Source organism: Buttiauxella sp. WJP83, assembly GCF_027594725.1.
Lineage (GTDB): Bacteria > Pseudomonadota > Gammaproteobacteria > Enterobacterales > Enterobacteriaceae > Buttiauxella > Buttiauxella selenatireducens.
In genome coordinates this window covers 3,113,591-3,139,994 of record NZ_CP110080.1, presented here as the reverse complement: position 1 = coordinate 3,139,994, position 26,404 = coordinate 3,113,591, and the positions used below count along the sequence as shown (strand labels likewise).

Annotated in this window: 20 protein-coding genes; 18 read left to right on the top strand and 2 right to left on the bottom strand. The window is 49.5% G+C overall.

What is annotated here, in order from left to right; genetic code table 11:
• Positions 1–305: 305 nt before the first annotated feature.
• Positions 306–2,063 carry a 30S ribosomal protein S12 methylthiotransferase accessory factor YcaO gene (gene ycaO / locus OH773_RS14585; RefSeq protein WP_270139506.1) on the bottom strand — a complete coding sequence of 586 codons (1,758 nt, stop codon included), beginning with the start codon at positions 2,061–2,063 and terminating at the stop codon, positions 306–308.
• Between the two features lie 138 nt (positions 2,064–2,201).
• Between ycaO and OH773_RS14580 the strand changes: the two genes are divergently transcribed.
• The 14 genes from OH773_RS14580 to OH773_RS14515 all read left to right on the top strand — a co-directional run bounded on the left by OH773_RS14580 (position 2,202) and on the right by OH773_RS14515 (position 18,112).
• The gene (locus tag OH773_RS14580; protein WP_183273287.1) at positions 2,202–2,894 is read left to right on the top strand and encodes a DUF421 domain-containing protein; all 693 of its coding nucleotides are present in this window, start codon (positions 2,202–2,204) and stop codon (positions 2,892–2,894) included.
• A gap of 160 nt (positions 2,895–3,054) precedes the next feature.
• Positions 3,055–4,140 carry a 3-phosphoserine/phosphohydroxythreonine transaminase gene (gene serC, locus OH773_RS14575; RefSeq protein ID WP_270139505.1) on the top strand — a complete coding sequence of 362 codons (1,086 nt, stop codon included), beginning with the start codon at positions 3,055–3,057 and terminating at the stop codon, positions 4,138–4,140.
• Between the two features lie 79 nt (positions 4,141–4,219).
• Positions 4,220–5,503, top strand: coding sequence for a 3-phosphoshikimate 1-carboxyvinyltransferase (aroA, locus tag OH773_RS14570; protein WP_270145880.1), 1,284 nt, complete (start codon positions 4,220–4,222; stop codon positions 5,501–5,503).
• 188 nt (positions 5,504–5,691) lie between these two features.
• Positions 5,692–6,450, top strand: a complete 759-nt coding sequence (locus OH773_RS14565; protein WP_270139504.1) for a M48 family metallopeptidase — start codon at positions 5,692–5,694, stop codon at positions 6,448–6,450.
• Positions 6,451–6,629: 179 nt separating this feature from the next.
• The gene (gene cmk / locus OH773_RS14560; protein WP_183273284.1) at positions 6,630–7,316 is read left to right on the top strand and encodes a (d)CMP kinase; all 687 of its coding nucleotides are present in this window, start codon (positions 6,630–6,632) and stop codon (positions 7,314–7,316) included.
• Positions 7,317–7,511: 195 nt separating this feature from the next.
• Positions 7,512–9,188 carry a 30S ribosomal protein S1 gene (gene rpsA, locus OH773_RS14555; protein ID WP_183273283.1) on the top strand — a complete coding sequence of 559 codons (1,677 nt, stop codon included), beginning with the start codon at positions 7,512–7,514 and terminating at the stop codon, positions 9,186–9,188.
• A gap of 90 nt (positions 9,189–9,278) precedes the next feature.
• Positions 9,279–9,566: an integration host factor subunit beta gene (gene ihfB, locus OH773_RS14550; RefSeq protein WP_034494322.1), complete on the top strand. Its 288-nt coding sequence runs from the start codon at positions 9,279–9,281 to the stop codon at positions 9,564–9,566.
• Between the two features lie 202 nt (positions 9,567–9,768).
• The gene (locus OH773_RS14545) at positions 9,769–12,039 is read left to right on the top strand and encodes a ComEC family protein (RefSeq protein WP_270139503.1); all 2,271 of its coding nucleotides are present in this window, start codon (positions 9,769–9,771) and stop codon (positions 12,037–12,039) included.
• Between the two features lie 36 nt (positions 12,040–12,075).
• Positions 12,076–13,824, top strand: a complete 1,749-nt coding sequence (gene msbA / locus OH773_RS14540; RefSeq protein WP_270139502.1) for a lipid A ABC transporter ATP-binding protein/permease MsbA — start codon at positions 12,076–12,078, stop codon at positions 13,822–13,824.
• Positions 13,821–14,804 (top strand): tetraacyldisaccharide 4'-kinase, encoded by a 984-nt coding sequence (lpxK, locus tag OH773_RS14535; protein ID WP_270139501.1) that lies wholly within the window; start codon positions 13,821–13,823, stop codon positions 14,802–14,804. The genes msbA and lpxK overlap by 4 nt, the downstream gene beginning before the upstream one ends.
• Positions 14,805–14,854: 50 nt before the next feature.
• The gene (locus tag OH773_RS14530; protein ID WP_270139500.1) at positions 14,855–16,090 is read left to right on the top strand and encodes a winged helix-turn-helix domain-containing protein; all 1,236 of its coding nucleotides are present in this window, start codon (positions 14,855–14,857) and stop codon (positions 16,088–16,090) included.
• A 46-nt stretch (positions 16,091–16,136) separates the two neighbouring features.
• Positions 16,137–16,319, top strand: coding sequence for a protein YcaR (ycaR, locus tag OH773_RS14525; protein ID WP_034494329.1), 183 nt, complete (start codon positions 16,137–16,139; stop codon positions 16,317–16,319).
• On the top strand, positions 16,316–17,062 hold the full coding sequence (gene kdsB, locus OH773_RS14520; protein WP_270139499.1) for a 3-deoxy-manno-octulosonate cytidylyltransferase: 747 nt from the start codon (positions 16,316–16,318) through the stop codon (positions 17,060–17,062). Before ycaR ends, kdsB begins: the two co-directional genes overlap by 4 nt.
• 156 nt (positions 17,063–17,218) lie before the next feature.
• Positions 17,219–18,112 carry a YcbJ family phosphotransferase gene (locus tag OH773_RS14515; RefSeq protein WP_270139498.1) on the top strand — a complete coding sequence of 298 codons (894 nt, stop codon included), beginning with the start codon at positions 17,219–17,221 and terminating at the stop codon, positions 18,110–18,112.
• Here OH773_RS14515 and elyC read toward each other — a convergent pair.
• Positions 18,092–18,868 (bottom strand): envelope biogenesis factor ElyC, encoded by a 777-nt coding sequence (elyC, locus tag OH773_RS14510; protein ID WP_270139497.1) that lies wholly within the window; start codon positions 18,866–18,868, stop codon positions 18,092–18,094. The two genes, OH773_RS14515 and elyC, sit on opposite strands and share 21 nt — an antisense overlap.
• A gap of 133 nt (positions 18,869–19,001) precedes the next feature.
• Between elyC and cmoM the strand changes: the two genes are divergently transcribed.
• Genes cmoM through mukB form a run of 4 tightly spaced genes read left to right on the top strand, consistent with a single transcriptional unit; the run spans position 19,002 to position 26,247 of the window.
• Entirely contained in the window at positions 19,002–19,790 is a 789-nt protein-coding gene (gene cmoM, locus OH773_RS14505; RefSeq protein ID WP_270139496.1) for a tRNA uridine 5-oxyacetic acid(34) methyltransferase CmoM, read from the top strand.
• A complete protein-coding gene (gene mukF / locus OH773_RS14500; protein WP_270139495.1) occupies positions 19,783–21,105 on the top strand; it encodes a chromosome partition protein MukF in 1,323 nt (440 codons plus the stop codon). The genes cmoM and mukF overlap by 8 nt, the downstream gene beginning before the upstream one ends.
• Positions 21,086–21,802, top strand: coding sequence for a chromosome partition protein MukE (gene mukE, locus OH773_RS14495; protein WP_183273055.1), 717 nt, complete (start codon positions 21,086–21,088; stop codon positions 21,800–21,802). The genes mukF and mukE overlap by 20 nt, the downstream gene beginning before the upstream one ends.
• On the top strand, positions 21,799–26,247 hold the full coding sequence (gene mukB, locus OH773_RS14490; RefSeq protein WP_270139494.1) for a chromosome partition protein MukB: 4,449 nt from the start codon (positions 21,799–21,801) through the stop codon (positions 26,245–26,247). Before mukE ends, mukB begins: the two co-directional genes overlap by 4 nt.
• The last annotated feature ends 157 nt before the right edge of the window (positions 26,248–26,404 follow it).

Sequence of the window (26,404 nt, the reverse complement as noted above, 5' to 3'; positions counted from 1 at the left end):
AAGCAGGTGATTACCTGGATTTCAGTTTAAATTGTTGATTTTAATGGTGAAAATAAAGTTTAAAATTTATAATGTAATTTGATATTTAGCCTTTAAGCTCCTGTGTCAGGTTAATTAGAATGGAGTATTTCAGTAATTTCGCAACATTATTTGTAGCTTAAAATAATAATATTTCACCAATATTTAACTATTGAGTCACAAGTGAAATTATAACGCGGCCAATAAAAACACGGGGCAATAAAAAATTGCCCCGTAATATAGCGTAAATCTTAAGGTTTACGCAGCTTGAGTTTTAGTTTGTTGCTTTATTTCCAGAAAGCCGCTTTTGCGCGTTGCAGTTTTTCATATGCCGCTAACAAAGCCTGATGGGCTGGGAAGGCTTTCAAATCGCTGTCAACGGCTTGCAGGCCATAGAATGGTGCTTCACCACTCAATGCTGCACTCGCAGCTTCTACTGTTTCTGCTCCATACATACGAATGAAGGCATTCAGATACTGCAGCGGCTGGCGATCTTCTTCCATTGCAAGCAGCAATAGCGTTTGCAGGCAACGATAGTAGTTAGCCCGTTCGGCGCTGAAAATAGACGCGTTGAACTCCATCGTCCATTCTGTCCAGATCAGTGCCTGTTCAGTGTCACCGCCGGCCAGTGCCAGCATCGCTTTCAATTCACCGATACGTAAAGTGTACCAGCCATTGTCTTTACCTGTTGCCAGGCCAAGCAACTCACGTACGCGGGTAAAATCATCGTGGCCTTCATCATCCAACTGAGAGATGAGATCCAGATAATCTTGTTTTTCCCACTCACTTCCAGGCAGCGCCAGAATAGTGTCACGCAGGTGATAGCCCATATTATTGTTTGCCAGCAGCAGGTCTTCTGCAGGGTAAATATCAGACATGCCTGGCACGATGATACGGCAAGCGTAAACGTCTAAATGTTGGTAGTCGGCGATGTAGACTTCTTGATCTTCAGCGTCAAAGATTGCCATTAACGTGGCGAACTCTTCTTCAGTCGTCCCGGAGAAGCTCCAGTCAACAAATGGATAGTCAGCATCTTGCTTGAACATATCCCAGGAGATCAGACCGCTGGAGTCGATAAAGTGAGTTTCGAGGTTGGCATGTTCAGCCACTTCTTCGTCGTCAAACGTTGGTGGGGTGAACACGTCAAGATCCTTCAGGCCACGACCCTGAAGCAGTTCTGTAACTGTACGCTCCAGTGCCACACCAAAGTCTGGATGTGCGCCGAATGAGGCAAAGCAAGTGCCATTGGCTGGGTTGAACAACACCACGCAGATTACCGGGTATTTTCCGCCTAATGAACCGTCGTACGCAAAGATAGGGAAACCTTCAGCTTCCAGTGTCGCAATTGACTCAACAACGCCTGGGTAGCGAGCCAGCACTTCTTGCGGGATTTCTGGCAGGCTGATGCTTTCAGCAATAATACGATTCTTGATATGGCGCTCGAAGACTTCAGAAAGTGCCTGTACACGGGCTTCATTAGCGGTGTTCCCTGCAGACATCCCGTTTGAAACATACAGGTTTCCGATAATGTTCATCGGAATATAGACGGTTTCTTGATCGGACTGGCGAGTAAATGGCAGGGCGCAGATACCACGTTCTTCATTACCTGACTGCAGATCGATAAGCATACCCGCAGTGACTTCATTTTCTGGATCGTAAAATGCGCGCAGGCGAGAGTCCAGAATGCCTTCTGGCAGTTGCTCATCTTCTGGGATCGGGAACCACTTCTCGTTTGGATAATGCACGAACGGGCCATTGGCGATGGTCTTGCCCAACCAGAAATCAGCGAAGAAATAGTTCGTCGACAAGCGTTCGAAATATTCACCCAGAGCGGAAGCTAACGCAGCTTTTTTAGTTGCACCTTTACCATTGGTAAAGCACAACGCGCTGTCTTTATCACGGATATGAACCGACCAGACGTTAGGGACCGGGTTTAACCAGGAGGCTTCTTCAATATTAAAGCCAAGGTCGGCGAGCTTGGTCTGGAAGCGAGCGATGGAATCTTCCAGTGCGGCATCTTTGCCAGGAATAAAGGTTTGAGTCATGAGGTTTCACTTTTGTCGTACGCAAAGCGCGCAATGATACGGGTTTTAGCAGACTGACGCCATTGTCAGCAGCAAGCAGGCGGCAATAGCATAACAGGCTATGCTTACTGTCAGTAACCTACTGTTATGGCGGTAAAAATGAAGACCTTTGATCTCCAGCGGATGGCTTTAAACGACGTCCCACTCGATTTCCTTTGGGAAGTCGCTTTTCGCAGCCTCTACACCTTTATATTGGTGTTTCTGTTTTTAAAGATAACGGGACGGCGCGGCGTTCGGCAGATGTCTTTGTTTGAAGTGTTGATAATCTTAACCCTTGGCTCAGCGGCGGGGGATGTGGCGTTTTATCATGACGTACCGATGCTACCGGTACTGATTGTTTTCGTCACGTTAGGCCTGCTATATCGTTTGGTGATGTGGCTGATGAGTCACAGCGAAAAACTCGAAAACCTGTTTGAGGGCAAACCTTCAGTCATTATTGAGGAAGGGGAGTTTTCCTGGGAAAAAATGAAGTCGCAAAACATGACGGAATTTGAGTTTTTTATGGAACTTCGCTTGCTGGGCGTCGAGCATCTTGGGCAAGTCCGTCTGGCGATACTGGAAACCAATGGCCAAATAAGCGTCTATTTCTTCCCTGATAAACTCGTCAGACCGGGTTTACCTATTTTGCCCGAGCATTGCTGTGAACGGTTCATCAAAATGCCAGAAGATGCTGATTATGCCTGTATTCATTGCAGTGAAGTCATTACGTTGAAGGCCGGGGATGAATCCACTTGCCCGCGCTGTACTCATAAAGTTTGGGTAAAGGCCAGTACCGCCTCGAGAGTGACCTGACGGGAATATATCGGGTGTTTCAATCAGCGACTGGTTGATTCTGTTGTGTGATTTTGCGCACATTACTCGGTCTTGCCTGATTAACCATTGCAGCCTCTTCATCTGAGTGATAAAACCGATATCGTGAAAAATCTTATTGCTCTAAGCGTGGTGAGGGGAAATGACTCAGGTATACAATTTTAGTTCCGGCCCGGCGATGCTACCGGCTGATGTGCTTCGTCGTGCGCAAAGTGAACTCTGCGACTGGCAAGGTTTAGGCACCTCCGTGATGGAGATAAGCCACCGTGGTAAAGAGTTTATTCAGGTGGCTGTTGAAGCTGAAAAAGATTTTCGTGATCTGCTACAAATCCCCTCGAACTACAAAGTTTTGTTCTGTCACGGTGGCGGCCGCGGTCAATTCGCTGGCGTACCTTTAAATTTGCTGGGTGACAAAACGACCGCTGATTATGTGGATGGTGGTTACTGGGCGAGCAGTGCAGTAAAAGAAGCGCATAAATACTGCACCCCAAATGTTATTGATGCGAAAGTGACGGTTGACGGCTTGCGCGCACTTAAGCCGATGAGCGAATGGCAGGTTTCTGAAGATAGTGCTTACCTGCATTACTGCCCGAATGAAACCATCGATGGCATTGCCACTCACGAAACGCCAGATTTTGGCGATAAAGTTGTAGTTGCGGACTTCTCATCCTCCATTTTGTCGCACTCTCTGGACATTAGCCGTTTTGGCGTAATTTACGCGGGCGCACAGAAAAACATCGGCCCGGCAGGTTTAACGCTGGTTATCGTGCGTGAAGATTTGCTCGGCAAGGCGCACAAAGCGTGCCCGTCAATTCTTGACTACACCGTGCTAAATGAAAACGAATCCATGTTCAACACTCCGCCTACCTTTGCCTGGTATCTGTCAGGTTTGGTCTTTAAATGGCTGAAAGAGCAAGGTGGTGTGGAAGTTATGGACAGAATCAACCGTGAGAAAGCCAGCCTGTTGTACAGCGTTATCGATAAAAGCGATTTCTATCGTAACGATGTTGCACCTGCCAACCGTTCGCGTATGAACGTACCGTTCCAGTTGGCCGATAGCGCGCTGGATAAAGTCTTCCTCGAAGACTCGTTTGCTGCTGGTTTGCATGCATTGAAAGGCCACCGCGTTGTGGGTGGGATGCGAGCTTCTATCTACAATGCGATGCCATTAGAAGGCGTTAAAGCGTTAACCGCTTTCATGGTCGACTTCGAACGTCGCCACGGTTAATCGTTGCTCGTTGTTATTCTCCCCGCGACAGAGTGCGCGGGGTTTTTATTCTGTTTGAGTTGAGAGTATTTTCCCCATGCTGGAATCCCTGACGTTACAACCCATCGCACTGGTCGACGGCACGATTAACCTTCCTGGTTCAAAAAGTGTGTCCAACCGCGCGCTGCTACTTGCTGCACTGGCGCATGGCACTACTGAATTGACTAATTTGCTCGATAGCGACGATGTGCGTCATATGCTCAACGCGCTGAAAGCATTGGGGGTCAGCTATACACTTTCAGCCGATCGTACGCGTTGCGAAGTCACTGGCATGGGCGGCCCATTGCATGCGACAGGTGAGTTGGAATTGTTCTTAGGTAATGCAGGAACAGCAATGCGCCCGCTTGCGGCGGCATTATGCCTCGGTAGCAATAATATTGTGCTGACCGGTGAACCACGCATGAAAGAGCGTCCGATTGGCCATCTTGTTGATGCTTTGCGCCAGGGTGGCGCTCAGATTGACTATCTGGAACAAGAAAATTATCCACCGTTGCGTTTACGCGGCGGTTTTAGCGGTGGTCAGGTGGCCGTCGATGGCAGTGTTTCCAGCCAGTTCTTGACGGCGCTTTTAATGACGGCTCCGTTGGCGAAAAACTACACTGAAATCACTATCAAAGGTGAGTTGGTATCAAAACCGTATATCGACATCACTTTACATCTGATGAAAACCTTCGGTGTTGATGTGGAAAACCGCGACTACCGTAGTTTTGTCATTCGCGGTAGTCAGCAGTATGTCTCCCCAGGTGCTTATTTGGTTGAAGGTGATGCCTCTTCGGCTTCTTACTTCCTGGCTGCCGGTGCAATTAAAGGCGGTACGGTAAAAGTAACGGGTATCGGTCGCAACAGTGTCCAGGGCGACATTCGCTTTGCCGATGTACTGGAAAAAATGGGCGCTAAAGTGACCTGGGGCGATGATTTTATCTCCTGCGAACGTGGCGAACTCAATGCTATCGATATGGACATGAACCATATCCCTGATGCGGCAATGACTATCGCTACTGCTGCCTTATTTGCCAAAGGCACCACCACGCTGCGTAATATTTATAACTGGCGTGTAAAAGAGACTGACCGACTGAGCGCGATGGCGACTGAATTGCGTAAAGTGGGAGCCATAGTGGAGGAGGGGGAGGATTACATCACTGTGACTCCGCCAGCCCAGTTACAAGTTGCTGAAATCGGAACTTATAACGATCACCGCATGGCGATGTGCTTCTCCCTGGTGGCGTTGTCAGAGACTCCGGTCACGATCCTCGACCCGAAATGTACCGCAAAAACCTTCCCGGACTATTTCGAGCAGTTAGCGCGCATTAGTACCCTCGCATAATGTTTTAATTCACGCTCCGGCCAGATTAACAGTCGGAGCGTGTTCTATGTGTAATACCACCGTTGTGCAACTCCGAATTCGAATCCCCCTCTTGTATTGCATCAGTCTATTCCGCTGTTAACCTCTTTAAGATTTATTTTATAAATCACTGAGTTGTTTTGATTATGATTAGTCAACGGAAGATAATTATGAAGAATGTTAAAGCAGTATTGCTGATTACTCTGATAGCGGGTGTTCTGGCAGGATGTAAGAACATGAACGGCGACAAACTGGCAAGTTCGACCATGTCAGCTTATAAAGCGGTAACATTGAGTGACGCAGACGTTAGAGCTATATCAAATAATTCCTGCAAAGAGATGGATAGCGAAAGCCAGATTGCAGGCAAGTCAAGCAAGTACACGAAGCGTCTTAATAAAATCGCCAAATCACTGGGTAATCAAATAAATGGCACCCCAGTCAATTACAAAGTGTATTTGACCAGTGATGTGAATGCCTGGGCCATGGCAAACGGCTGCGTACGCGTTTACAGCGGCCTGATGGACATGATGTCTGACAACGAGGTTGAAGGCGTATTAGGGCATGAAATGGGGCATGTTGCTCTGGGTCATTCGCTTGAAAAAATGCAAACGGCTTATGCCACAATGGCTGCCCGTGACGCCATTTCTGCAACCAGTGGTGTTGCTTCACAGCTATCCCAGTCGCAGCTCGGTGATTTGGCGGAAGGTGTCATTAATGCCACATTCTCACGTAGTGAAGAGTCGGAAGCTGATGACTTCTCTTACGATTTGCTTAAAAAACGCAAAATTAATACCCAAGGCCTCGCTACCAGTTTTGACAAACTGGCAACGCTCAGTGGTGGAGAATCAAAATCGATGTTTAATTCACACCCACCTTCAACTGAACGAGCTCAGCATATTCGCGATCGTATAGCAGCTGATAAAAAATAATCACCCTCTCTGATTTTGGGGCTGGTTTTTACCAGCCCTGCCTCCAGTCGCACAATTATTCTACACTTAGCCTCATTAACGACGATAATTGGCAGGAAAGATAACGGTCAGGATTGTGGCGGCGTATAATATGCGGCGTTTCTATTTTAGGTCCGCAATTCCAGCGAGAGGAGAGTACGATGACGGCACCCGCCCCGGTAATAACGATTGATGGCCCAAGCGGCGCAGGTAAAGGCACGCTGTGTAAAGCCATGGCGGAAGCGTTGCAATGGCATCTGCTTGATTCTGGAGCAATTTATCGAGTTCTGGCATTAGCGGCTTTGCATCACCAGGTTGATGTGACTTCTGAGGACGCGTTGGTTCCCCTGGCAGCACACCTTGATGTGCGCTTTGTTGCCAACAATGGCAATCTGGAAGTTATCCTCGAAGGGGAAGATGTTAGCGCCGAAATCCGTACACAGGAAGTGGCTAATGCTGCCTCTCAAGTTGCAGCTTTTCCTCGCGTGCGTGAAGCGTTATTGCGCCGTCAACGTGCATTCAGAGATGCGCCAGGCCTGATTGCTGATGGTCGAGATATGGGGACCGTCGTTTTCCCTGATGCACCAGTAAAAATCTTCCTTGATGCATCTTCTGAAGAGCGTGCTCACAGACGTATGCTACAGTTGCAGGAGAAGGGCTTTAGTGTTAACTTTGAGCGCCTTTTGGCAGAAATTAAAGAACGTGATGACCGTGACCGCAACCGTGCAATAGCACCGTTAGTCCCAGCTGCTGATGCGCTGGTGCTGGATTCTACCAGTATGTCCATTGACGATGTCATCAAACAAGCGCTGACATATGCGCAGAAAATTTTAACACCAGCGCAATAGAGATTATTGCGCTGGTGGAAGTTTTGTCATATTTGTCATGATATTGCCATAGTGGTATCCTGACATATCGGGTAGTTTTTTACCCCTGTAACCTAAACCCTGTCGGCATGGAGCCAATGGCGGGGTATGTGAAACAACCCCATTCGGCGGGATGCTAAATGGACGTTAAACTAAAGAACCTTGAAGATTAACAACATGACTGAATCTTTCGCTCAACTCTTTGAAGAATCCCTGAAAACAATCGAAACCCGTCCGGGTTCCATCGTTCGTGGCGTTGTAGTTGCTATCGACAAAGACGTAGTACTGGTTGACGCCGGTCTGAAATCTGAGTCTGCAATTCCAGCCGAGCAGTTTAAAAATGCTGCTGGCGAACTGGAAATCCAGGTTGGTGACGAAGTTGATGTTGCTCTGGACGCTGTTGAAGATGGCTTTGGCGAAACTCTGCTGTCCCGTGAAAAAGCTAAGCGTCACGAAGCTTGGATCACGCTGGAAAAAGCTTACGAAGAAGCTGAGACTGTGGTCGGTGTTATCAACGGCAAAGTTAAGGGTGGCTTCACTGTAGAGCTGAACGGTATTCGTGCGTTCCTGCCAGGTTCCCTGGTTGATGTTCGTCCGGTACGTGACACTCTGCACCTGGAAGGCAAAGAGCTTGAGTTCAAAGTCATCAAGCTGGACCAGAAGCGTAACAACGTTGTTGTTTCTCGTCGTGCAGTTATCGAATCTGAAAACAGCGCAGAACGTGATCAACTGCTGGAAAACCTGCAAGAAGGCATGGAAGTTAAAGGTATCGTTAAGAACCTCACTGACTACGGTGCATTCGTTGATCTGGGCGGCGTTGACGGCCTGCTGCACATCACTGATATGGCATGGAAACGCGTTAAGCATCCAAGCGAAATCGTGAATGTTGGCGATGAAATTACCGTTAAAGTACTGAAGTTCGACCGTGAGCGTACTCGTGTGTCTCTGGGTCTGAAACAACTGGGCGAAGATCCATGGGTCGCTATCGCTAAGCGTTATCCAGAAGGTACCAAACTGACTGGTCGCGTGACTAACCTGACTGATTACGGCTGCTTCGTAGAAATCGAAGAAGGCGTTGAAGGCCTGGTTCACGTTTCCGAAATGGATTGGACCAACAAAAACATCCACCCATCCAAAGTTGTTAACGTTGGTGATGTAGTGGAAGTTATGGTTCTGGATATCGACGAAGAACGTCGTCGTATCTCCCTGGGTCTGAAGCAGTGCAAATCTAACCCATGGCAGCTGTTCGCTGAAACCCACAACAAGGGCGACCGCGTTGAAGGTAAAATCAAGTCTATCACTGACTTCGGTATCTTCATCGGCCTGGACGGTGGCATCGACGGCCTGGTTCACCTGTCTGATATCTCCTGGAACGTTACAGGCGAAGAAGCAGTTCGTGAATACAAGAAAGGCGACGAAATCGCGGCTGTGGTTCTGCAAGTTGACGCAGAGCGTGAGCGTATCTCCCTGGGTGTTAAACAACTCGCAGAAGATCCGTTCAACAACTACGTTGCACTGAACAAGAAAGGTACTATCGTTACTGGTAAAGTAACAGCAGTTGACGCGAAAGGTGCTACAGTTGAATTAGCAGATGGCGTAGAAGGCTACCTGCGTGCTTCTGAAGCTTCCCGTGACCGCGTTGAAGATGCAACTCTGGTTCTGAGCGTAGGCGACGACGTTGAAGCTAAATTCACTGGCGTTGACCGTAAAAACCGTGTTGTAAGCCTGTCTGTTCGTGCTAAGGACGAAGCTGACGAGAAAGATGCAATCGCTTCTGTTAACAACAAACAGGAAGATGCACCGAACTTCTCTAACGCTATGGCTGAAGCATTCAAAGCAGCTAAAGGCGAGTAATCGTCTGAGCACTAAATCAGGGCGGCTACGGCCGCCCTTGTTCGATTGATAGCTGTAAGTTAATTTTCCTGAAAGGAAACCGGAGGAATCATGACCAAGTCAGAATTGATAGAAAGACTTGCAACTTCGCAATCTCACATCCCGGCGAAAGCTGTAGAAGATGCAGTGAAAGAGATGCTGGAGCATATGGCCTCTACACTCGCCCAAGGTGAGCGTATTGAAATCCGGGGTTTCGGCAGTTTTTCCTTACACTATCGCGCACCTCGCACCGGACGTAATCCAAAAACTGGCGATAAAGTTGATCTGGAAGGTAAGTACGTTCCACATTTTAAACCAGGTAAAGAATTGCGTGACCGCGCCAATATTTACGGTAATTAAATCTTCGGATTTGATCCTCAAAAACGGCACCTACGGGTGCCGTTTTTTTATGCTCAAAATCACAGTTTTCGATGTTGCCCGCAAATTTCTCGGCCGTATTACATTCGGCGCCGAAAGCCTGGAACCCTCCTCGTAGAACAAGTTATCCGTAGCTGACGACATCTTTTTGATACTCCACACTCACTTCAACAAGGAGAGTGGCGTGAGAAATACAATCAGATTAGGTTTCAGTGCAATTATTGGTATCCAGCCGCTGTTGTGGTTGCCCTGTATTCCTGGACTGCCAATTATCACAGCAATTTTCTTTGCGGCATTCTGTTTGGGGCTCATTCCACGCCTGTTTGCACGCTATGTTGCTTTTGGTCTGTTGTGTTTTTGCTGGGCGCTATTCAACGCAAGGGAAAGCCTGGCGCCATTTGAGCAATGGATCGCCAAACCTGTTACGGTTGATGCGGTAATCACGAGTACTGATGGCAAGCAAAACCACGATTGGGAAATGGCTTCGGTAGAGGGGAGGCTCATATTTCCCCCTGTCGGTGTCAAGAGTCGGGGTAGCTACTTACCCGGCAGCGTCTGTGCTGGACAACGCTGGCGCATGAAACTGCAACTGCGACCAGTACATGGTCAATTGAACGACGGGGGATTTGATAGTCAAAGATATGCTCTTGCACAGCACCAACCTTTGAGCGCACGAATTATCTCGGCTGAGCCTGTCACTCAGCAATGCAGTTTACGCGCGCAATGGATGGCTGCCGTTCAATTTGCGTCTCAATCGCTGCCATATCAAGGCGTAATTATGGCATTAGCGTTTGGCGACCGCTCAGGAGTGAGCGATGAGCAGAAAAACTTACTTCGCCAGAGCGGAACGGCACACCTTATGGCCATTTCAGGGATGCATATCTCGCTGGCTGCGATGGTTGGCTGGCTAATAGCCCGCGTGATACAGCTGAGTTTTCCTGCACATCGAATTCATTTCAGAATGCCTTTACTCGCCAGTGTTATCGCAGCGGGCGTTTATACCTGGCTCGCTGGTGGAAATCCTCCGGCTGCAAGAGCGCTGATTGGGGTCGTTATCTGGCTTTTTTTGCGGCTTCAGGGCCGATGCTGGTCCGGGTGGGAAGTCTGGCTTTGTTGTATCTCGGGCATTCTGATTTATGACCCTCTTACTGTGTTGTCTGACAGCTTTTGGCTATCGGTGCTGGCTGTTGCATCACTGATTTTCTGGTATCAATGGATGCCGCTTCCTGGGTTTGTTGCTGAAGCAAAAGGCTTATACCGCTACCTGCTCTCATTACTGCACTTACAAATTGGCATCATGCTTTTGCTGATGCCTCTCCAAATTTTCATTTTCCACGGCGTTAGCCTCAGTGCATTAATCGCGAATTTACTCGCAGTACCGCTGATTACTTTCGCTGTTGTTCCATTACTGTTAGCGGGGTTAGTGCTAACCACTATTCCGTGGTTAGGTGAGCATTTGTGGTGGGGTGTTGATCGTCTGCTGGCGCTGCTTTTTACTTCATTGTCACTGCTTCCTGACGGCTGGAGGGAAGTGGATAAACGTTTCCAGCTTTTGAGCCTGAGTGGCTGGATTGCAGTCATCATCCATCGGTTATCGTTATGGCGCAGTTCTTCACTATCAGTGTTAGCTCTACTGATATCTCTGGTTGCTTCCACAATACGGACGGAGAAAAAAGACGGTGCATGGCAAATCACGATGCTGGATGTTGGGCACGGGCTGGCTATTGCCTTTATTCGGCAGGGAAAAGTTTTACTCTACGATACAGGGAATGCCTGGCCTGCTGGCGATGCGGCTCAGCAAGTGATCATTCCATGGTTGCGCTGGCACAATCTTACCCCTGAGCAAGTTGTCATTAGCCACGAGCATCTTGATCATCGCGGTGGATTAAACAGTTTGCAGAGCGAATGGCCCACGTTAAAAATTCTCAGCCCGCTGCGATGGGCAGGGCATCATCCCTGTTTTCAAGGGCAGATGTGGCAATGGCGGGGATTGCAGTTTACCGCGTTATGGCCCCCAACTCAGCCGGTAATGACGGGTAATAATGGTTCATGTGTAGTGATGGTCAGTGACGGGCACTTTCGGATTTTATTGACCGGTGATATGGAAGCTGAGGCTGAATTGGCTATGCTCAAGGGGCGGTGGGGTATCTTACATGCTGATATTATTCAGGTCCCACATCATGGAAGCCGTACATCATCTAGCGCGCCGCTGTTGCGTGCCGTTTCCGCAAGTGCGGCGCTTGCATCAACATCGCGCTACAACGCATGGCATTTGCCCTCAGGAAAAGTGGTTCAACGCTACAAATCTCAAGGGTATAAATGGTACAGCACAGCGCAATCAGGCCAGCTCACTATCGATATAAATAGTGATAAATGGCAAATCAATAGCTTCAGAGAGCAAATTTCACCCCGTTGGTATCATCAGTGGTTTGGTGTATCCCAGGATAATGGGTAGAATATGCGGCTATTTCATCTAATGCTGGTTTACTGAATGCATAACGATAAAGATCTTTCCACATGGCAGACCTTCCGCCGCCTCTGGCCGATGATTGCTCCTTTCAAGCCGGGTCTGATTGTGGCAGGTATTGCGTTAATCCTGAACGCTGCCAGTGATACCTATATGTTGTCTTTGCTTAAGCCGTTACTTGATGATGGTTTTGGAAAAACGGATAAATCAGTGCTGCTATGGATGCCGCTGGTTGTTATCGGGCTAATGGTGCTTCGCGGTGCGACGAGTTACGTCTCCAGCTATTGCATCTCCTGGGTTTCCGGGCAGGTTGTCATGAACATGCGCCGTCGTTTGTTCAGCCACATGATGGGGATGCCAGTTGCGTTCTTTGACCAACAATCCACGGGCACGCTGCTCTCACGTATTACCTACGATTCTGAACAGGTTGCTTCCTCATCTTCGAGCGCGTTAATCACCGTTGTACGTGAAGGCGCGTCCATCATCGGCCTGTTTGTGCTGATGTTCTGGTATAGCTGGCAGCTTTCGTTAATCCTGATTGTACTGGCACCCATCGTTTCGTTTGCGATTCGTATGGTTTCCAAACGTTTCCGCAATATCAGTAAAAATATGCAAAACACGATGGGGCAAGTCACCACCAGTGCTGAGCAAATGCTGAAAGGCCATAAAGAAGTCCTGATCTTCGGTGGCCAGGAAGTGGAAACTGAACGTTTCAATAACGTCAGTAACCGTATGCGTCGCCAGGGGATGAAACTGGTTTCTGCTTCGTCCATATCTGACCCAATCATTCAGCTTATTGCTTCTCTGGCTCTGGCCTTCGTGATTTATGCTGCGAGTTTCCCGAGTGTGATGGAAACGTTGACCGCCGGTACGATTACCGTGGTGTTCTCTTCAATGATTGCATTGATGCGTCCACTGAAATCACTGACTAACGTCAACGCCCAATTCCAGCGCGGAATGGCTGCGTGCCAGACTCTGTTCTCTATTCTTGATTCAGAAAAAGAGAAAGACGAAGGGACGCGTGTGATTGAACGTGCTAAAGGCGATGTTGAATTCCGTGACGTGACCTTTACCTATCCTGGTCGCGAAGTACCGGCACTGCGTAAGATCAACCTCAATATACCTGCCGGTAAGACGGTGGCATTGGTTGGACGTTCTGGTTCCGGTAAGTCAACAATCGCCAGCCTGATGACGCGTTTTTACGATATTCAGGAAGGTAGCATTACGATTGATGGGGTGGATATTCGTGAATACACCTTATCTTCTCTGCGTAATCAGGTTGCTCTCGTTTCGCAAAACGTTCACTTGTTCAATGACACCATTGCTAACAATATTGCCTACGCGCGTACTCAACAGTACAGCCGAGCCGACATTGAGAATGCTGCGCGTATGGCGTATGCCATGGACTTCATCAGCAAGATGGAAAATGGTCTGGATACCATTATTGGTGAAAATGGTGTGTTGCTCTCGGGTGGTCAACGCCAGCGTATTGCGATTGCGCGTGCATTATTGCGTGATAGCCCAATTCTGATTCTTGATGAAGCGACCTCCGCTTTAGATACAGAGTCAGAACGTGCCATTCAGGCTGCGTTGGATGAACTGCAGAAAAACCGTACTTCGCTGGTCATTGCTCACCGTTTATCAACCATTGAACAGGCTGATGAAATTGTGGTGGTGGAAGATGGACGTATCGTGGAACGCGGTCCTCACGCAGAGTTGATTGAGCATCGTGGGGTTTACGCGCAACTGCACAGAATGCAATTCGGCTCATGATCGAACGCATTTGGTCGGGAAAATCTCCCCTCTACCTTTTGCTCTTGCCGCTCGCCTGGCTGTATGGCCTGGTGAGCGGTGCAATACGTCTTTGTTACCGGTTAGGATTAAAAAAGTCCTGGCGTGCTCCGGTGCCGGTAGTGGTGGTGGGCAATTTGACGGCCGGTGGCAATGGAAAAACACCTGTTGTGATATGGTTGGTTGAACAACTTCAGCAGCGTGGTATCCGTGTTGGGGTGGTCTCCCGTGGTTACGGCGGTAAAGCTGAACACTATCCCTTGTTGCTCGATGATAATACCACTACCTCCCAGGCAGGCGATGAGCCAGTACTGATCTATCTGCGTACTGGCGCTGCTGTTGCCGTAGCCCCGCGCCGCAGTGAAGCCGTGCAAATGTTAGTGGAAAAAGCACAACCGCAACTGATCATCACTGATGATGGTTTGCAGCACTATGCGTTAGCGCGTGACAAAGAAATCGTGGTTGTTGATGGGATTCGACGCTTTGGCAATGGCTGGTGGCTTCCTGCCGGGCCGATGCGCGAACGAACGACTCGTCTGGCCTCCGTTGATGCAGTCATCACCAATGGTGGTGAAGCAAAGCCTGGGGAAATTAGCATGACATTGCAGCCAGACAACGCAGTTAATTTGTTGACTGGCGAACGCCGTCCAGTGCATACGCTGGAAAATGTGGTCGCTATGGCTGGAATTGGCCATCCTCCGCGTTTTTTCGCTACTTTACAGCAATGTGGTTTGACCCCGATGAAAACCGTCAGTCTCGCAGACCATCAGGCCTTGAGTGAAAGCGATGTCGTGAAGTTAGTGCAACCGGGGCAAACTCTGTTAATGACGGAAAAAGACGCAGTCAAATGCCGTGTCTTCGTTAACGGCCACGATAACTGGTGGTTTTTGCCGGTGGATGCTCATCTTGCAGAGCCTCAAGCCGATGCGTTATTGCAGTCATTATTGGCGCTGGTGCGATAAACTTTATTTACTGCGCCAGAATTCGAGTTTGCTAAATACAGGACTCTTTTATGTCCGTACCGCAACTGACTTTACGTGCTGCTCGTAACCTCCATCTCTCGGCGCAGGGTTTGCTCCTCAAGCCTCGACGCTGCACAAAATCTACCGATGTTGTCGCGGCCATTAACCGCATGTCGTTACTCCAGATCGATACTATCAACATTGTCGCTCGAAGCCCCTATCTGGTGTTATTCAGTCGCTTAGGTCAATATCCGCAAAACTGGCTGGATGATGCTTTGCTTAACGGCGATTTAATGGAGTATTGGGCACACGAAGCCTGTTTTTTACCGAGAAAAGATTTTTCGCTGATTCGTCATCGGATGCTTAATCCCGAAAATATGGGTTGGAAATATCGTCCTGAATGGATGATCGAACATGCCGAAGAGATAGAAAAACTCCTGGCTTATATTGAGCACAATGGCCCAGTACGTTCTGCTGACTTTGAACATCCACGTAAAGGCGCGAGCGGGTGGTGGGAGTGGAAGCCTCATAAGAAACATCTTGAGGGGTTATTCACGGCCGGAAAAGTCATGGTGATTGAACGGCGCAATTTTCAGCGTGTTTATGATCTGACCTCGCGTGTATTGCCGCACTGGAATGATGATTTGCATCTTATTCATCAGCATGATGCCGAACAGCAGATGCTGGAAAACAGTGCGCGCAGTCTCGGTATTTTTCGCCCTGAATGGTTGGCTGATTATTACCGGTTGAAGAAAATATCCCTCAAGCCGTTGCTTGCCAAATGGCTGGAAAATGGCAACGCTATGCAGGTTAACGTTGAGGGTATTGGCGAAATGTGGCTGCACGGCGACCTGTTCCCTTTGCTGGCGAAAGCAGAACAAAACACGTTGCGAGCCACTCACACAGCAGTGTTATCACCCTTTGATCCTGTTGTATGGGATCGTAAGCGTGCTGAAACTCTTTTTAACTTCTCTTATCGCCTTGAATGCTATACCCCCGCACCAAAACGTAAGTACGGATATTTTGTTCTGCCGTTGCTGCATCAAGGGGAAATTGTGGGGCGAATCGATGCAAAGATGCATCGTAAAATCGAAGAGCTTGAAATTATCAGTCTGTATCTTGAGGATGGAGTTAATTCCAGCCTGTCTTTGATAAAGAGCTTGCGCACAGCGTTTACTGAATTTGCTCATTGGCAAGGTGCTAAGCAGATTCGTCTGGGCAATATTCCAGCGGCATTCGCTACATCGTGGGGTGAAGGTTGGGAAATTAGCCAGGAGAGTGCGTGAGATATGTTATTCTTTCGCTTTTGATGGCGGCCATTCTGGAGTAACCATGGATCATCGATTACTTGAAATCATCGCTTGCCCGGTTTGTAACGGTAAGCTCTACTTTAATCAGGAAAAGCAGGAGCTTATCTGCAAACCTGATCATCTGGCGTTTCCTCTGCGCGATGGCATTCCAGTGCTGCTGGAAACTGAAGCCCGAGTACTGACTTCTGACGAGACTAACCCATGAGTTTTGTGGCAATCATTCCAGCGCGCTTCGCTTCCACTCGCTTGCCGGGCAAGCCGTTAAAAGACATTAACGGTAAACCGATGGTCGTTCACGTGATGGAACGTGCCCGCGAATCGGGCGCAGAACGTATCATCGTAGCAACCGATCATGAAGAAGTAGCTCGCGCCGTTGAAGCGGCGGGTGGCGAAGTGTGCATGACGCGGGCTGATCACCAGTCAGGCACGGAAAGACTTGCTGAAGTTATTGAAAAATATAATTTTAGCGATGATACCGTGATTGTGAATGTGCAGGGTGATGAGCCGATGATCCCTCCGGTTATCATTCGTCAGGTAGCCAGCAATCTGGCCAATAGCCAGGCAGGCATGGCGACTCTTGCAGTGCCAATCGACTCTGCGGAAGAAGCCTTCAATCCGAACGCGGTAAAAGTGGTGATGGATGCGCAGGGCTATGCGCTTTATTTCTCCCGTGCGACGATTCCATGGGACAGAGACCGTTTTGTACAGTCTCGTGAAACGATTGGTGATTCCCTGCTGCGTCACATTGGTATCTACGGCTACCGCGCAGGTTTTATTCGTCGCTATGTGACCTGGGAACCAAGTCAGCTCGAGCAGATCGAAATGCTCGAACAATTGCGCGTGCTGTGGAATGGCGAAAAAATCCATGTTGCCGTCGCGAAAGAAATCCCGAGTATTGGCGTTGATACACCGGAGGATTTAGAGCGTGTACGCCAGGCGATGAAGTAGCCATAGCCTTAGGTGAGCTCTCTTACTTTGAAAAACCGGCGCGGTTCGCTCAGCGCCGGTTTTTTTATTATCTCAAGGCATATTGATCTGAGGTGATGACATCCTGTGCCAGCAAGCTCATTATAAAAACACCAGTGTTGTAAGGGGTAATGAGTCATGGAGTTGCTACGCAAGGAATTGAGTCATCTGCTGGGTGAGAAACTAAGCCGGATCGAATGTATCAACGAACAGCCAAACACCTCGCTTTGGTCGCTATATGACAGCGACGGGAATGCGATGTCGTTGTTGGCAAAAAGCTTTAGTATCCGAGGTATTGCTGCGCAGCTTGCCTGGAAAATGTCCCTGCTTGCACGGTCCGGCACGGTGCGTTTGCCTGTGGTTTACGGTGTGGTGACGCATGATGACACACCGGGGCCAGACGTCCTTTTGATGGAGCGTTTGCGTGGTGTACCGGTCGAAGCGCCCACCCGCACGCCTGATCGCTGGGAGCCTCTTAAAGATCAAATCGTAGAAGGATTACTCGCCTGGCATCGCGTCGATAGCCGGGGTTGTGTCGGTAACGTCGACAGCACTCAAGAGAATATCTGGCCTTCATGGTATCGACAGCGTGTCGAAACGCTGTGGGCAACTCTCAATCAGTACCCCAATAATGGCCTGACCATGCAGGATCGCCGGATCCTGTTTCGTACTCGAGAATGTTTGCCGCGCTTGTTCGAAGATTTTAACGATAATTGCGTGCTGATACATGGCAACTTTACGCTCAGCAGCATGCTGAAAGACGGGCGCAGCGACCAATTACTGGCAATGGTCAATCCTGGTATGATGCTTTGGGCACCGCGTGAATATGAAATATTCCGCCTGTATGAACAAGGGCAAGCGGAAAGCCTGCTTTGGCATTATTTACAACGAGCCCCGGTAGCTGAGTCGTTCTTGTGGCGGCGGTGGATGTACGTCTTGTGGGATTGCGTCGCACAGCTGTTGCAGTCGGGCCGACTTAATCGACCCGCTTTTGATATTGCGTCGAAAAACTTACTGCCCTGGCTCTCCTGACGATCCTTTTAACCATTGCCAGACACGCCCCACACTTTCGTAAATGGCGCGATCGCTGTGCATTAACCAAACCGGTGCTGGGATAATTCGCTCCCATGGGTTAAGTGGCGACGCAATGGCCAATTGATTGGCAGGAGCGGGGATCGGATTCAACCCAGCATGGCGGAAGAAAATCATCGCTCGTGGCAAGTGAGATGCGGAAGTCACCAACAAGAATGGCTGCTGACCGATAGTTTTTGCCACCGCAGCCGCTTCTTCTTCGGTATCTTTTGGCGAATCCAGGGTGATTATCTGCGAACGTGGTACACCTAAACTCTCCGCTACCCGCGCTCCTGCTTCCGCAGTGCTGACCGGATTTGTTGTCGCTCGCGCACCAGTAAAGATCATTTTTGCGCTGGGATTTGCCTGCCATAGACGAATCGCTTCGGTCACGCGCGGCAAGCTATTGTTCATGAGATTAGAGCTTGGTGCCCATTCCGGGTTCCATGTATAGCCACCGCCAAGCACCACGATGTAATCCACTTTTTCGCTACCGCGCCAGGTTGGATAGCTGTCTTCGATGGGTTTGAGCATTTTGTCAGCGACAGGCTGTAGGCTAATCAGCAGCAAAACTAACCAACTCACACTCAACAATGCTTTTGCGCTTTTTTGCCAGCGGCTGAACCAAAGCAGGCAAAGTGCAAGACCCATCAGCAATAACAAAAAGGGTAAGGGGAGCAGCAGCCCGCCGATATATTTTTTCAGGATAAAAAGCATGAATTATGGGTCCTTTTTTAGCCATACAGCAGGTAAACGCGGGTGATATTACACCAGACGGGTTCATTCTTGGCTCGGCTGTGCCAAAATAGCGACTTTCTTAGATGAACCCTTTCCCCATGGAGCCGTACCCGTGCGTGACCGCAATTTTGACGACATTGCTGAGAAGTTCTCACGCAACATCTACGGTACAACTAAAGGACAGCTCCGCCAGGCCATCTTGTGGCAAGATCTTGATGCTTTGCTTGCCACGTTACCTGAAAAATTACGCGTGTTGGATGCGGGCGGCGGCGAAGGGCAAACCGCGTGTGGTCTCGCTGAACGTGGCCATGACGTGCTGCTTTGTGATGTTTCTGCTGAGATGATCTCCCGCGCTCAGGCTTTGGCCCACGAAAAAGGTGTGAGCAGCAACATGCAATTCATACATTCTGCAGCCCAGGATATTGGTCAACATTTGGAAAAACCGGTTGATCTGATATTGTTTCACGCTGTGTTGGAATGGGTCGTCGACCCGCAAGCTGTGCTTAAAACTTTGTGGGACAACCTTGTACCTGGCGGTGCTTTATCCCTGATGTTCTACAATGCTAACGGCCTACTGATGCGAAACATGTTTGTCGGCAACTTCGAATATGTTCTTCAGGGTATGAAAAAGAATAAGAGAAAAACACTTTCGCCTGACAATCCGCTGCAGCCAGAACAGGTTTATCACTGGCTGGAGCAAATTGGCTGGCAGATTACCGGTAAAACCGGTGTGCGAGTGTTCCACGACTACTTGCGCGATAAGCACAAACAACGCGATGGTTTTGACGATTTGCTTGAACTTGAAACGCGTTATTGCCGGCAGGAGCCTTTTGTGAGCCTCGGCCGCTATATCCACGTGACAGCTATCAAGCCGCTTGAGCCAAGGACAAATTATGAGTGATGTTTCCCAGACAGTGCCGGAACTGGTTGCCTGGGCCAGGAAAAATGACTATTCGATTTCGCTGCCCACAGAGCGTTTGACGTTTCTGTTGGCGATCGCCACGTTAAATGGTGAGCGGCTCGACGGTGAAATGAGTGAAGGCGAATTGATTGACGCTTTCCGCCATGTCAGCGAAGGTTTTGATCAAACCAGCGAAACTATTAGTGTTCGTGCCAACAACGCTATCAATGACATGGTGCGCCAGCGTTTGATTAACCGTTTTGTCAGCGAAATCAATGAAGGCAATGCGATTTATCGCCTGACTCCGCTCGGCATTGGCATTACAGATTACTACATTCGCCAACGTGAGTTTTCCACGCTGCGTTTATCCATGCAGCTATCGATTGTGGCGGGTGAACTTAAACGTGCCGCCGATTCGGCCGACGAAGGTGGTGATGAATTCCACTGGCACCGTAACGTCTTTGCCCCTCTGAAATACTCGGTTGCTGAGATTTTCGACAGCATCGATCTCACCCAACGCATCATGGATGAGCACCAGCAACAGGTTAAGGATGATATCGCGCAACTCCTTAACAAAGACTGGCGTGCCGCCATTTCCAGTTGTGAAATGCTGTTATCGGAAACCTCTGGCACATTACGCGAATTGCAAGACACACTCGAAGCGGCAGGCGATAAATTACAGGCAAACTTGCTGCGTATTCAGGATGCGATACTGGGACGTGACGATCTGCACTTTGTTGACCGGCTGGTGTTTGATCTGCAAAGCAAACTCGACCGTATCGTCAGTTGGGGCCAACAGGCAATCGACTTGTGGATTGGTTATGACCGCCACGTTCATAAATTCATTCGTACCGCCATCGACATGGATAAAAACCGTGTCTTTGCACAGCGTTTGCGTGTTTCGGTACAGAACTATTTCGATGCGCCTTGGGCGTTGACGTATGCCAATGCTGACCGCTTACTCGATATGCGCGATGAAGAAATGGCATTACGTGATGATGAAGTGACGGGTGAACTGCCAAGCGATCTGGAATTCGAAGAGTTTAATGAGATCCGCGAACAACTCGCCGCGCTCATCGAAGCTGCTCTTCAGGTCTACAAAACCAGACAAGTGCCGCTAGATTTAGGCGTAGTAATGCGGGACTATCTGGCGCAATACCCACGCGCCCGCCATTTTGATGTGGCGAGAATCGTAGTCGACCAGGCGGTACGTCTGGGTGTGGCTGAAGCAGATTTTACTGGCTTGCCGCCACAGTGGCAGGCAATTAACGATTACGGAGCCAAGGTACAGGCGCATGTCATCAACAAATATTGAAAAAGTGATGCCGGTAAAACTGGCACAGGCGTTGGCCAATCCGTTATTTCCGGCACTCGATAGCCAGTTACGCGCAGGTAGGCACGTTGGGCTTGATGAGCTCGATAATCATGCTTATTTGATGGACTTCCAGGATGAACTGGAAGAGTTTTACACCCGCTATAACGTGGAGTTGATTCGCGCCCCGGAAGGTTTCTTCTATTTGCGCCCGCGCTCCACTACGCTGATTCCACGTTCTGTGCTGTCCGAACTGGATATGATGGTCGGTAAAATTCTTTGCTACCTCTACCTCAGCCCGGAACGCCTCGCGAACGAAGGTATCTTCACGCAGGCAGAACTGTACGATGAGCTGTTAACACTTGCGGATGAAAACAAGTTACTCAAACTTGTGAATAACCGTTCTACAGGCTCGGATCTGGATCGCCAAAAACTGCAAGAAAAAGTCCGTGCTTCGTTAACCCGTTTACGCCGCCTCGGCATGATCTGGTTTATGGGACACGACAGCAGCAAATTCCGTATCTCTGAATCTGTATTCCGCTTTGGCGCCGATGTGCGCGCCGGTGACGACGCGCGTGAAGCGCAATTACGCATGATCCGCGATGGTGAAGCGATGCCGGTAGAAACTCGTTTGCAACTCAATGATGAAACTGAAGAGTCGCAAGCTGTTCAGGATAACGCGGAGGATGAACAGGAATGATTGAACGCGGAAAGTTTCGCTCGCTAACGCTGATTAACTGGAATGGTTTCTTCGCGCGTACTTTTGATTTAGATGAACTGGTAACAACACTTTCTGGCGGTAACGGTGCTGGTAAATCCACCACCATGGCAGCATTTGTTACGGCGCTTATTCCCGATTTAACGCTGCTGCACTTCCGTAATACCACGGAAGCGGGGGCGACATCCGGTTCGCGCGACAAGGGTCTGCACGGTAAGTTAAAAGCAGGCGTCTGTTACTCACTGCTTGATGTCGTTAACTCGCGCCACCAGCGGGTTGTCGTCGGTGTGCGTCTGCAACAAGTGGCGGGCCGCGATCGTAAAGTCGATATCAAACCGTTCGCGATTCAGGGTTTACCTACTTCCATTCAGCCGACGCAACTGCTGACGGAAACACTTAATGAACGTCAGGCTCGCGTACTGAGCCTGCAAGAACTGAAAGATAAAGTGGAAGCCATCGAAGGCGTTCAATTTAAACAGTTCAACTCGATTACCGATTACCACTCACTGATGTTCGATTTGGGCATTGTTGCGCGTCGTCTGCGCAGTGCCTCGGATCGTAGCAAGTACTATCGACTGATCGAAGCTTCGCTGTACGGCGGGATTTCCAGCGCCATCACTCGCTCGCTGCGTGACTATCTGTTGCCTGAAAACGGTGGTGTGCGTAAGGCCTTCCAGGATATGGAAGCCGCACTGCGCGAAAACCGCATGACGCTGGAAGCGATTCGCGTTACTCAGTCGGATCGTGATCTGTTTAAGCATTTGATTACTGAGGCCACCAACTATGTGGCAGCGGACTACATGCGTCACGCCAATGAACGTCGCATCCACCTGGATAAAGCGCTCGAGTTCCGCCGTGAATTATTCACCAGCCGTAAGCAACTGGCTGCTGAACAATATAAACATGTCGAAATGGCACGTGAACTGGCTGAACATAGCGGTGCGGAAGGGGATCTGGAAACGGATTATCAGGCGGCCAGCGACCACCTGAACCTGGTGCAAACGGCGATTCGCCAGCAGGAAAAAATCGAGCGTTATGAAGCTGACCTCGACGAACTGCAAATGCGCCTCGAAGAACAAAATGAAATTGTTGCCGAAGCCTCCGAGCAGCAAGAAGAGAATGAAGCCCGTGCAGAAGCTGCTGAGCTGGAAGTGGATGAGCTGAAAAGCCAGCTTGCCGATTACCAGCAAGCGCTTGATGTTCAGCAAACGCGAGCCATTCAGTATCAACAAGCGCTACAGGCTCTGGAACGTGCGCGTTCGCTCTGCCATCTGCCAGACCTGACCGCCGAAAGCGCGGAAGAATGGTTAGAGACTTTCCAGGCAAAAGAGCAGGAAACGACAGAAAAACTGCTGACGCTTGAGCAGAAAATGAGTGTGGCTCAAACGGCACATAGCCAGTTTGAACATGCTTATCAGCTTGTTACCGCTATTAATGGCCCTGTGAGTCGTAGTGAAGCGTGGAGTGTTGCACGTGAATTACTGCGTGACAGCAATAACCAACGCCATTTGATGGAGCAAGTTCAGCCTCTCAGAGCGCGCCTCAACGAACTTGAGCAACGCTTACGCGAGCAGCAAGAAGCTGAACGCATGTTCGCTGAATTCTGTAAGCGTCAAGGTAAACACTTTGATCCTGAAGATCTGGAAGTGTTGCATGAAGAGCTCACCGAACGTATCGAGACCTTGCAGCAACGCGTGTCTGATGCCAGCGATCAACGTGCAAATCTGCGCCAGGAACAAGAGCAGATCCAGGCTCGTATTAAACGTCTGTCACTGCGTGCGCCGATTTGGTTAGCAGCACAAACCAGCCTCACTCAGCTTTGCGAGCAGACTCATGAGCAATTTGAAAGCAGCCAGCATGTAACCGAATACATGCAGCAATTGCTGGAGCGTGAGCGTGACGTTACGGTTGAACGTGATGAAGTCGGTGCGCGTAAACGTGCCATTGACGAAGAGATCGAACGCCTTAGCCAACCTGGCGGTGCCGAAGACCCTCGCTTAAATGCGTTGGCTGAACGCTTTGGTGGTGTGCTGCTGTCCGAAATTTATGACGACATCAGCCTCGATGATGCCCCTTATTTCTCGGCTTTGTATGGCCCGTCGCGTCACGCCATCGTGGTGCCAGATTTATCGCTGGTTCGCGAGCAATTAGACAACCTGGAAGATTGCCCGGAAGACCTTTATTTAATCGAAGGTGACCCGTCTTCCTTTGATGACAACGTCTTTACGGTTGAAGAGTTAAACGCAGCCGTCCTGGTGAAAACCGCCGAACGCCAGTGGCGTTATTCTCGTCTGCCTGAGTTGCCAATATTTGGCCGCGCTGCACGTGAAAATCGCCTTGAAAATCTGCATGCAGAACGTGAAACCCTGGCAGAGCGTTTTGCGACACTGTCGTTCGATGTGCAGAAATCACAGCGTTTACACCAGGCATTCAGTCGTTTTATTGGCCAGCATTTGGGTGTGGCATTTGATGACGATCCGGAAGCGGAGATTCGCCAGCTCAACACCCGTCGTGGCGAAGTTGAACGCGCTATCAGCAGCCATGAAAACGACAATCAGCAGCAGCGTCAGCAATACGATCAGGCGAAAGAAGGGGTTGACCAACTTAACCGCCTGTTGCCACGTATCAGTTTACTCAATGATGAAACGCTGGCTGACCGCTGCGATGAAATCCGTGAACGTCTCGACGAAGCGGAAGAAGCCGCGCGCTTCCTGCATCAGTTTGGTAACCCACTTGCAAAACTCGAAGCGGTGGCGTCGGTGCTGCAAAGTGACCCTGAGCAGTTTGAGCAGCTAAAAGAAGATTATCAGTACGCGCAGCAAGTGCAGCGTGATGCTCGTCAGCAGGCGTTTGCCTTAACTGAAGTGGTGCAGCGTCGTGCACACTTCAGCTACTCTGACTCCGCAGCCATGCTCGACGGCAACAGCGATTTAAATGAAAAATTGCGCAGTCGTCTGGAACAAGCTGAAGCTGAACGTACGCGTTCACGTGAAGCATTACGCAGCCATGCACAGCAATTAAGTCAGTTCAGCCAGTTGATGGCGTCACTGAAAAGCTCCTTTGATACCAAAAAAGAGCTGTTAACCGATCTGCACAAAGAGCTCCAGGACATCGGTGTTCGTGCCGATATTGGTGCTGAAGAGCGTGCCCGCTCACGTCGTGATGAATTACACACCGCATTGAGCACCAACCGTAGCCGTCGTAATCAGCTCGAAAAAGCGCTGACGTATTGCGAAGCGGAAATGAACAACTTAACCCGCAAACTCAAACAGCTGGAACGCAGCTATTTTGAAATGCGTGAACAAGTTGTCACCGCAAAAGCGGGCTGGTGTGCCGTGATGCGTATGGTGAAAGAAAATGGTGTTGAGCGCCGTCTGCATCGCCGTGAACTGGCTTATGTCACTGGTGACGAGCTACGTTCTATCTCGGATAAAGCATTGGGTGCGTTGCGTTTAGCTGTTGCGGATAACGAACACCTGCGCGATGTACTGCGCATGTCTGAAGATCCAAAGCGACCTGAACGTAAGATTCAATTCTTTGTTGCGGTATATCAGCATCTTCGCGAACGTATTCGTCAGGATATTATTCGTACCGATGATCCTGTTGAAGCTATCGAGCAGATGGAGATTGAACTGAGCCGCCTGACGGAAGAGTTGACTTCACGCGAGCAAAAACTAGCGATCAGTTCACGCAGTGTGGCGAATATCATTCGTAAGACGATTCAGCGTGAGCAAAACCGTATCCGCATGCTGAACCAGGGTCTGCAAAGTGTCTCCTTCGGCCAGGTGAACAGTGTGCGCTTGAATGTCAACGTGCGTGAAACTCATGCGATGTTGTTGGATGTGCTTTCAGAACAACATGAGCAGCATCAGGATCTGTTTAACAGCAATCGCCTGAGCTTCTCTGAAGCATTAGCGAAACTGTATCAACGCCTGAATCCGCAAATTGACATGGGCCAGCGCACGCCGCAGACGATCGGTGAGGAACTGCTGGATTACCGTAACTACCTCGAAATGGAAGTTGAGGTTAACCGTGGCTCGGATGGTTGGCTGCGTGCGGAAAGTGGTGCGTTGTCCACCGGTGAAGCTATCGGTACCGGGATGTCTATTCTGGTGATGGTGGTTCAGAGCTGGGAAGAAGAGTCACGTCGACTGCGTGGTAAAGACATTTCCCCATGCCGTTTGCTGTTCCTCGATGAGGCGGCACGACTGGATGCGAAGTCGATTGCTACGCTCTTTGAATTGTGCGAACGCCTTGAAATGCAACTGATCATTGCAGCACCTGAGAACATCAGTCCAGAAAAAGGCACCACTTATAAGCTGGTACGTAAGGTTGTTCAGAACCATGAACACGTTCACGTTGTAGGGCTGCGAGGCTTTGCGCCACCGCTTCCCGAGCCAGTTGCTGACACATTAGATGCATCATAAAGAAACGCGGGCTACGGCCCGCGTTTTCTCTTTTGAAAGTTCTTAATCTTTAATTTTATTTACATTTATACGGGCAATTAGTATTCGCTGTTTATATACTGATATTAAAACCCAGCGCGAAAATCTGGGCGAAAAATGAAGTTTTAAACAGGGGGCA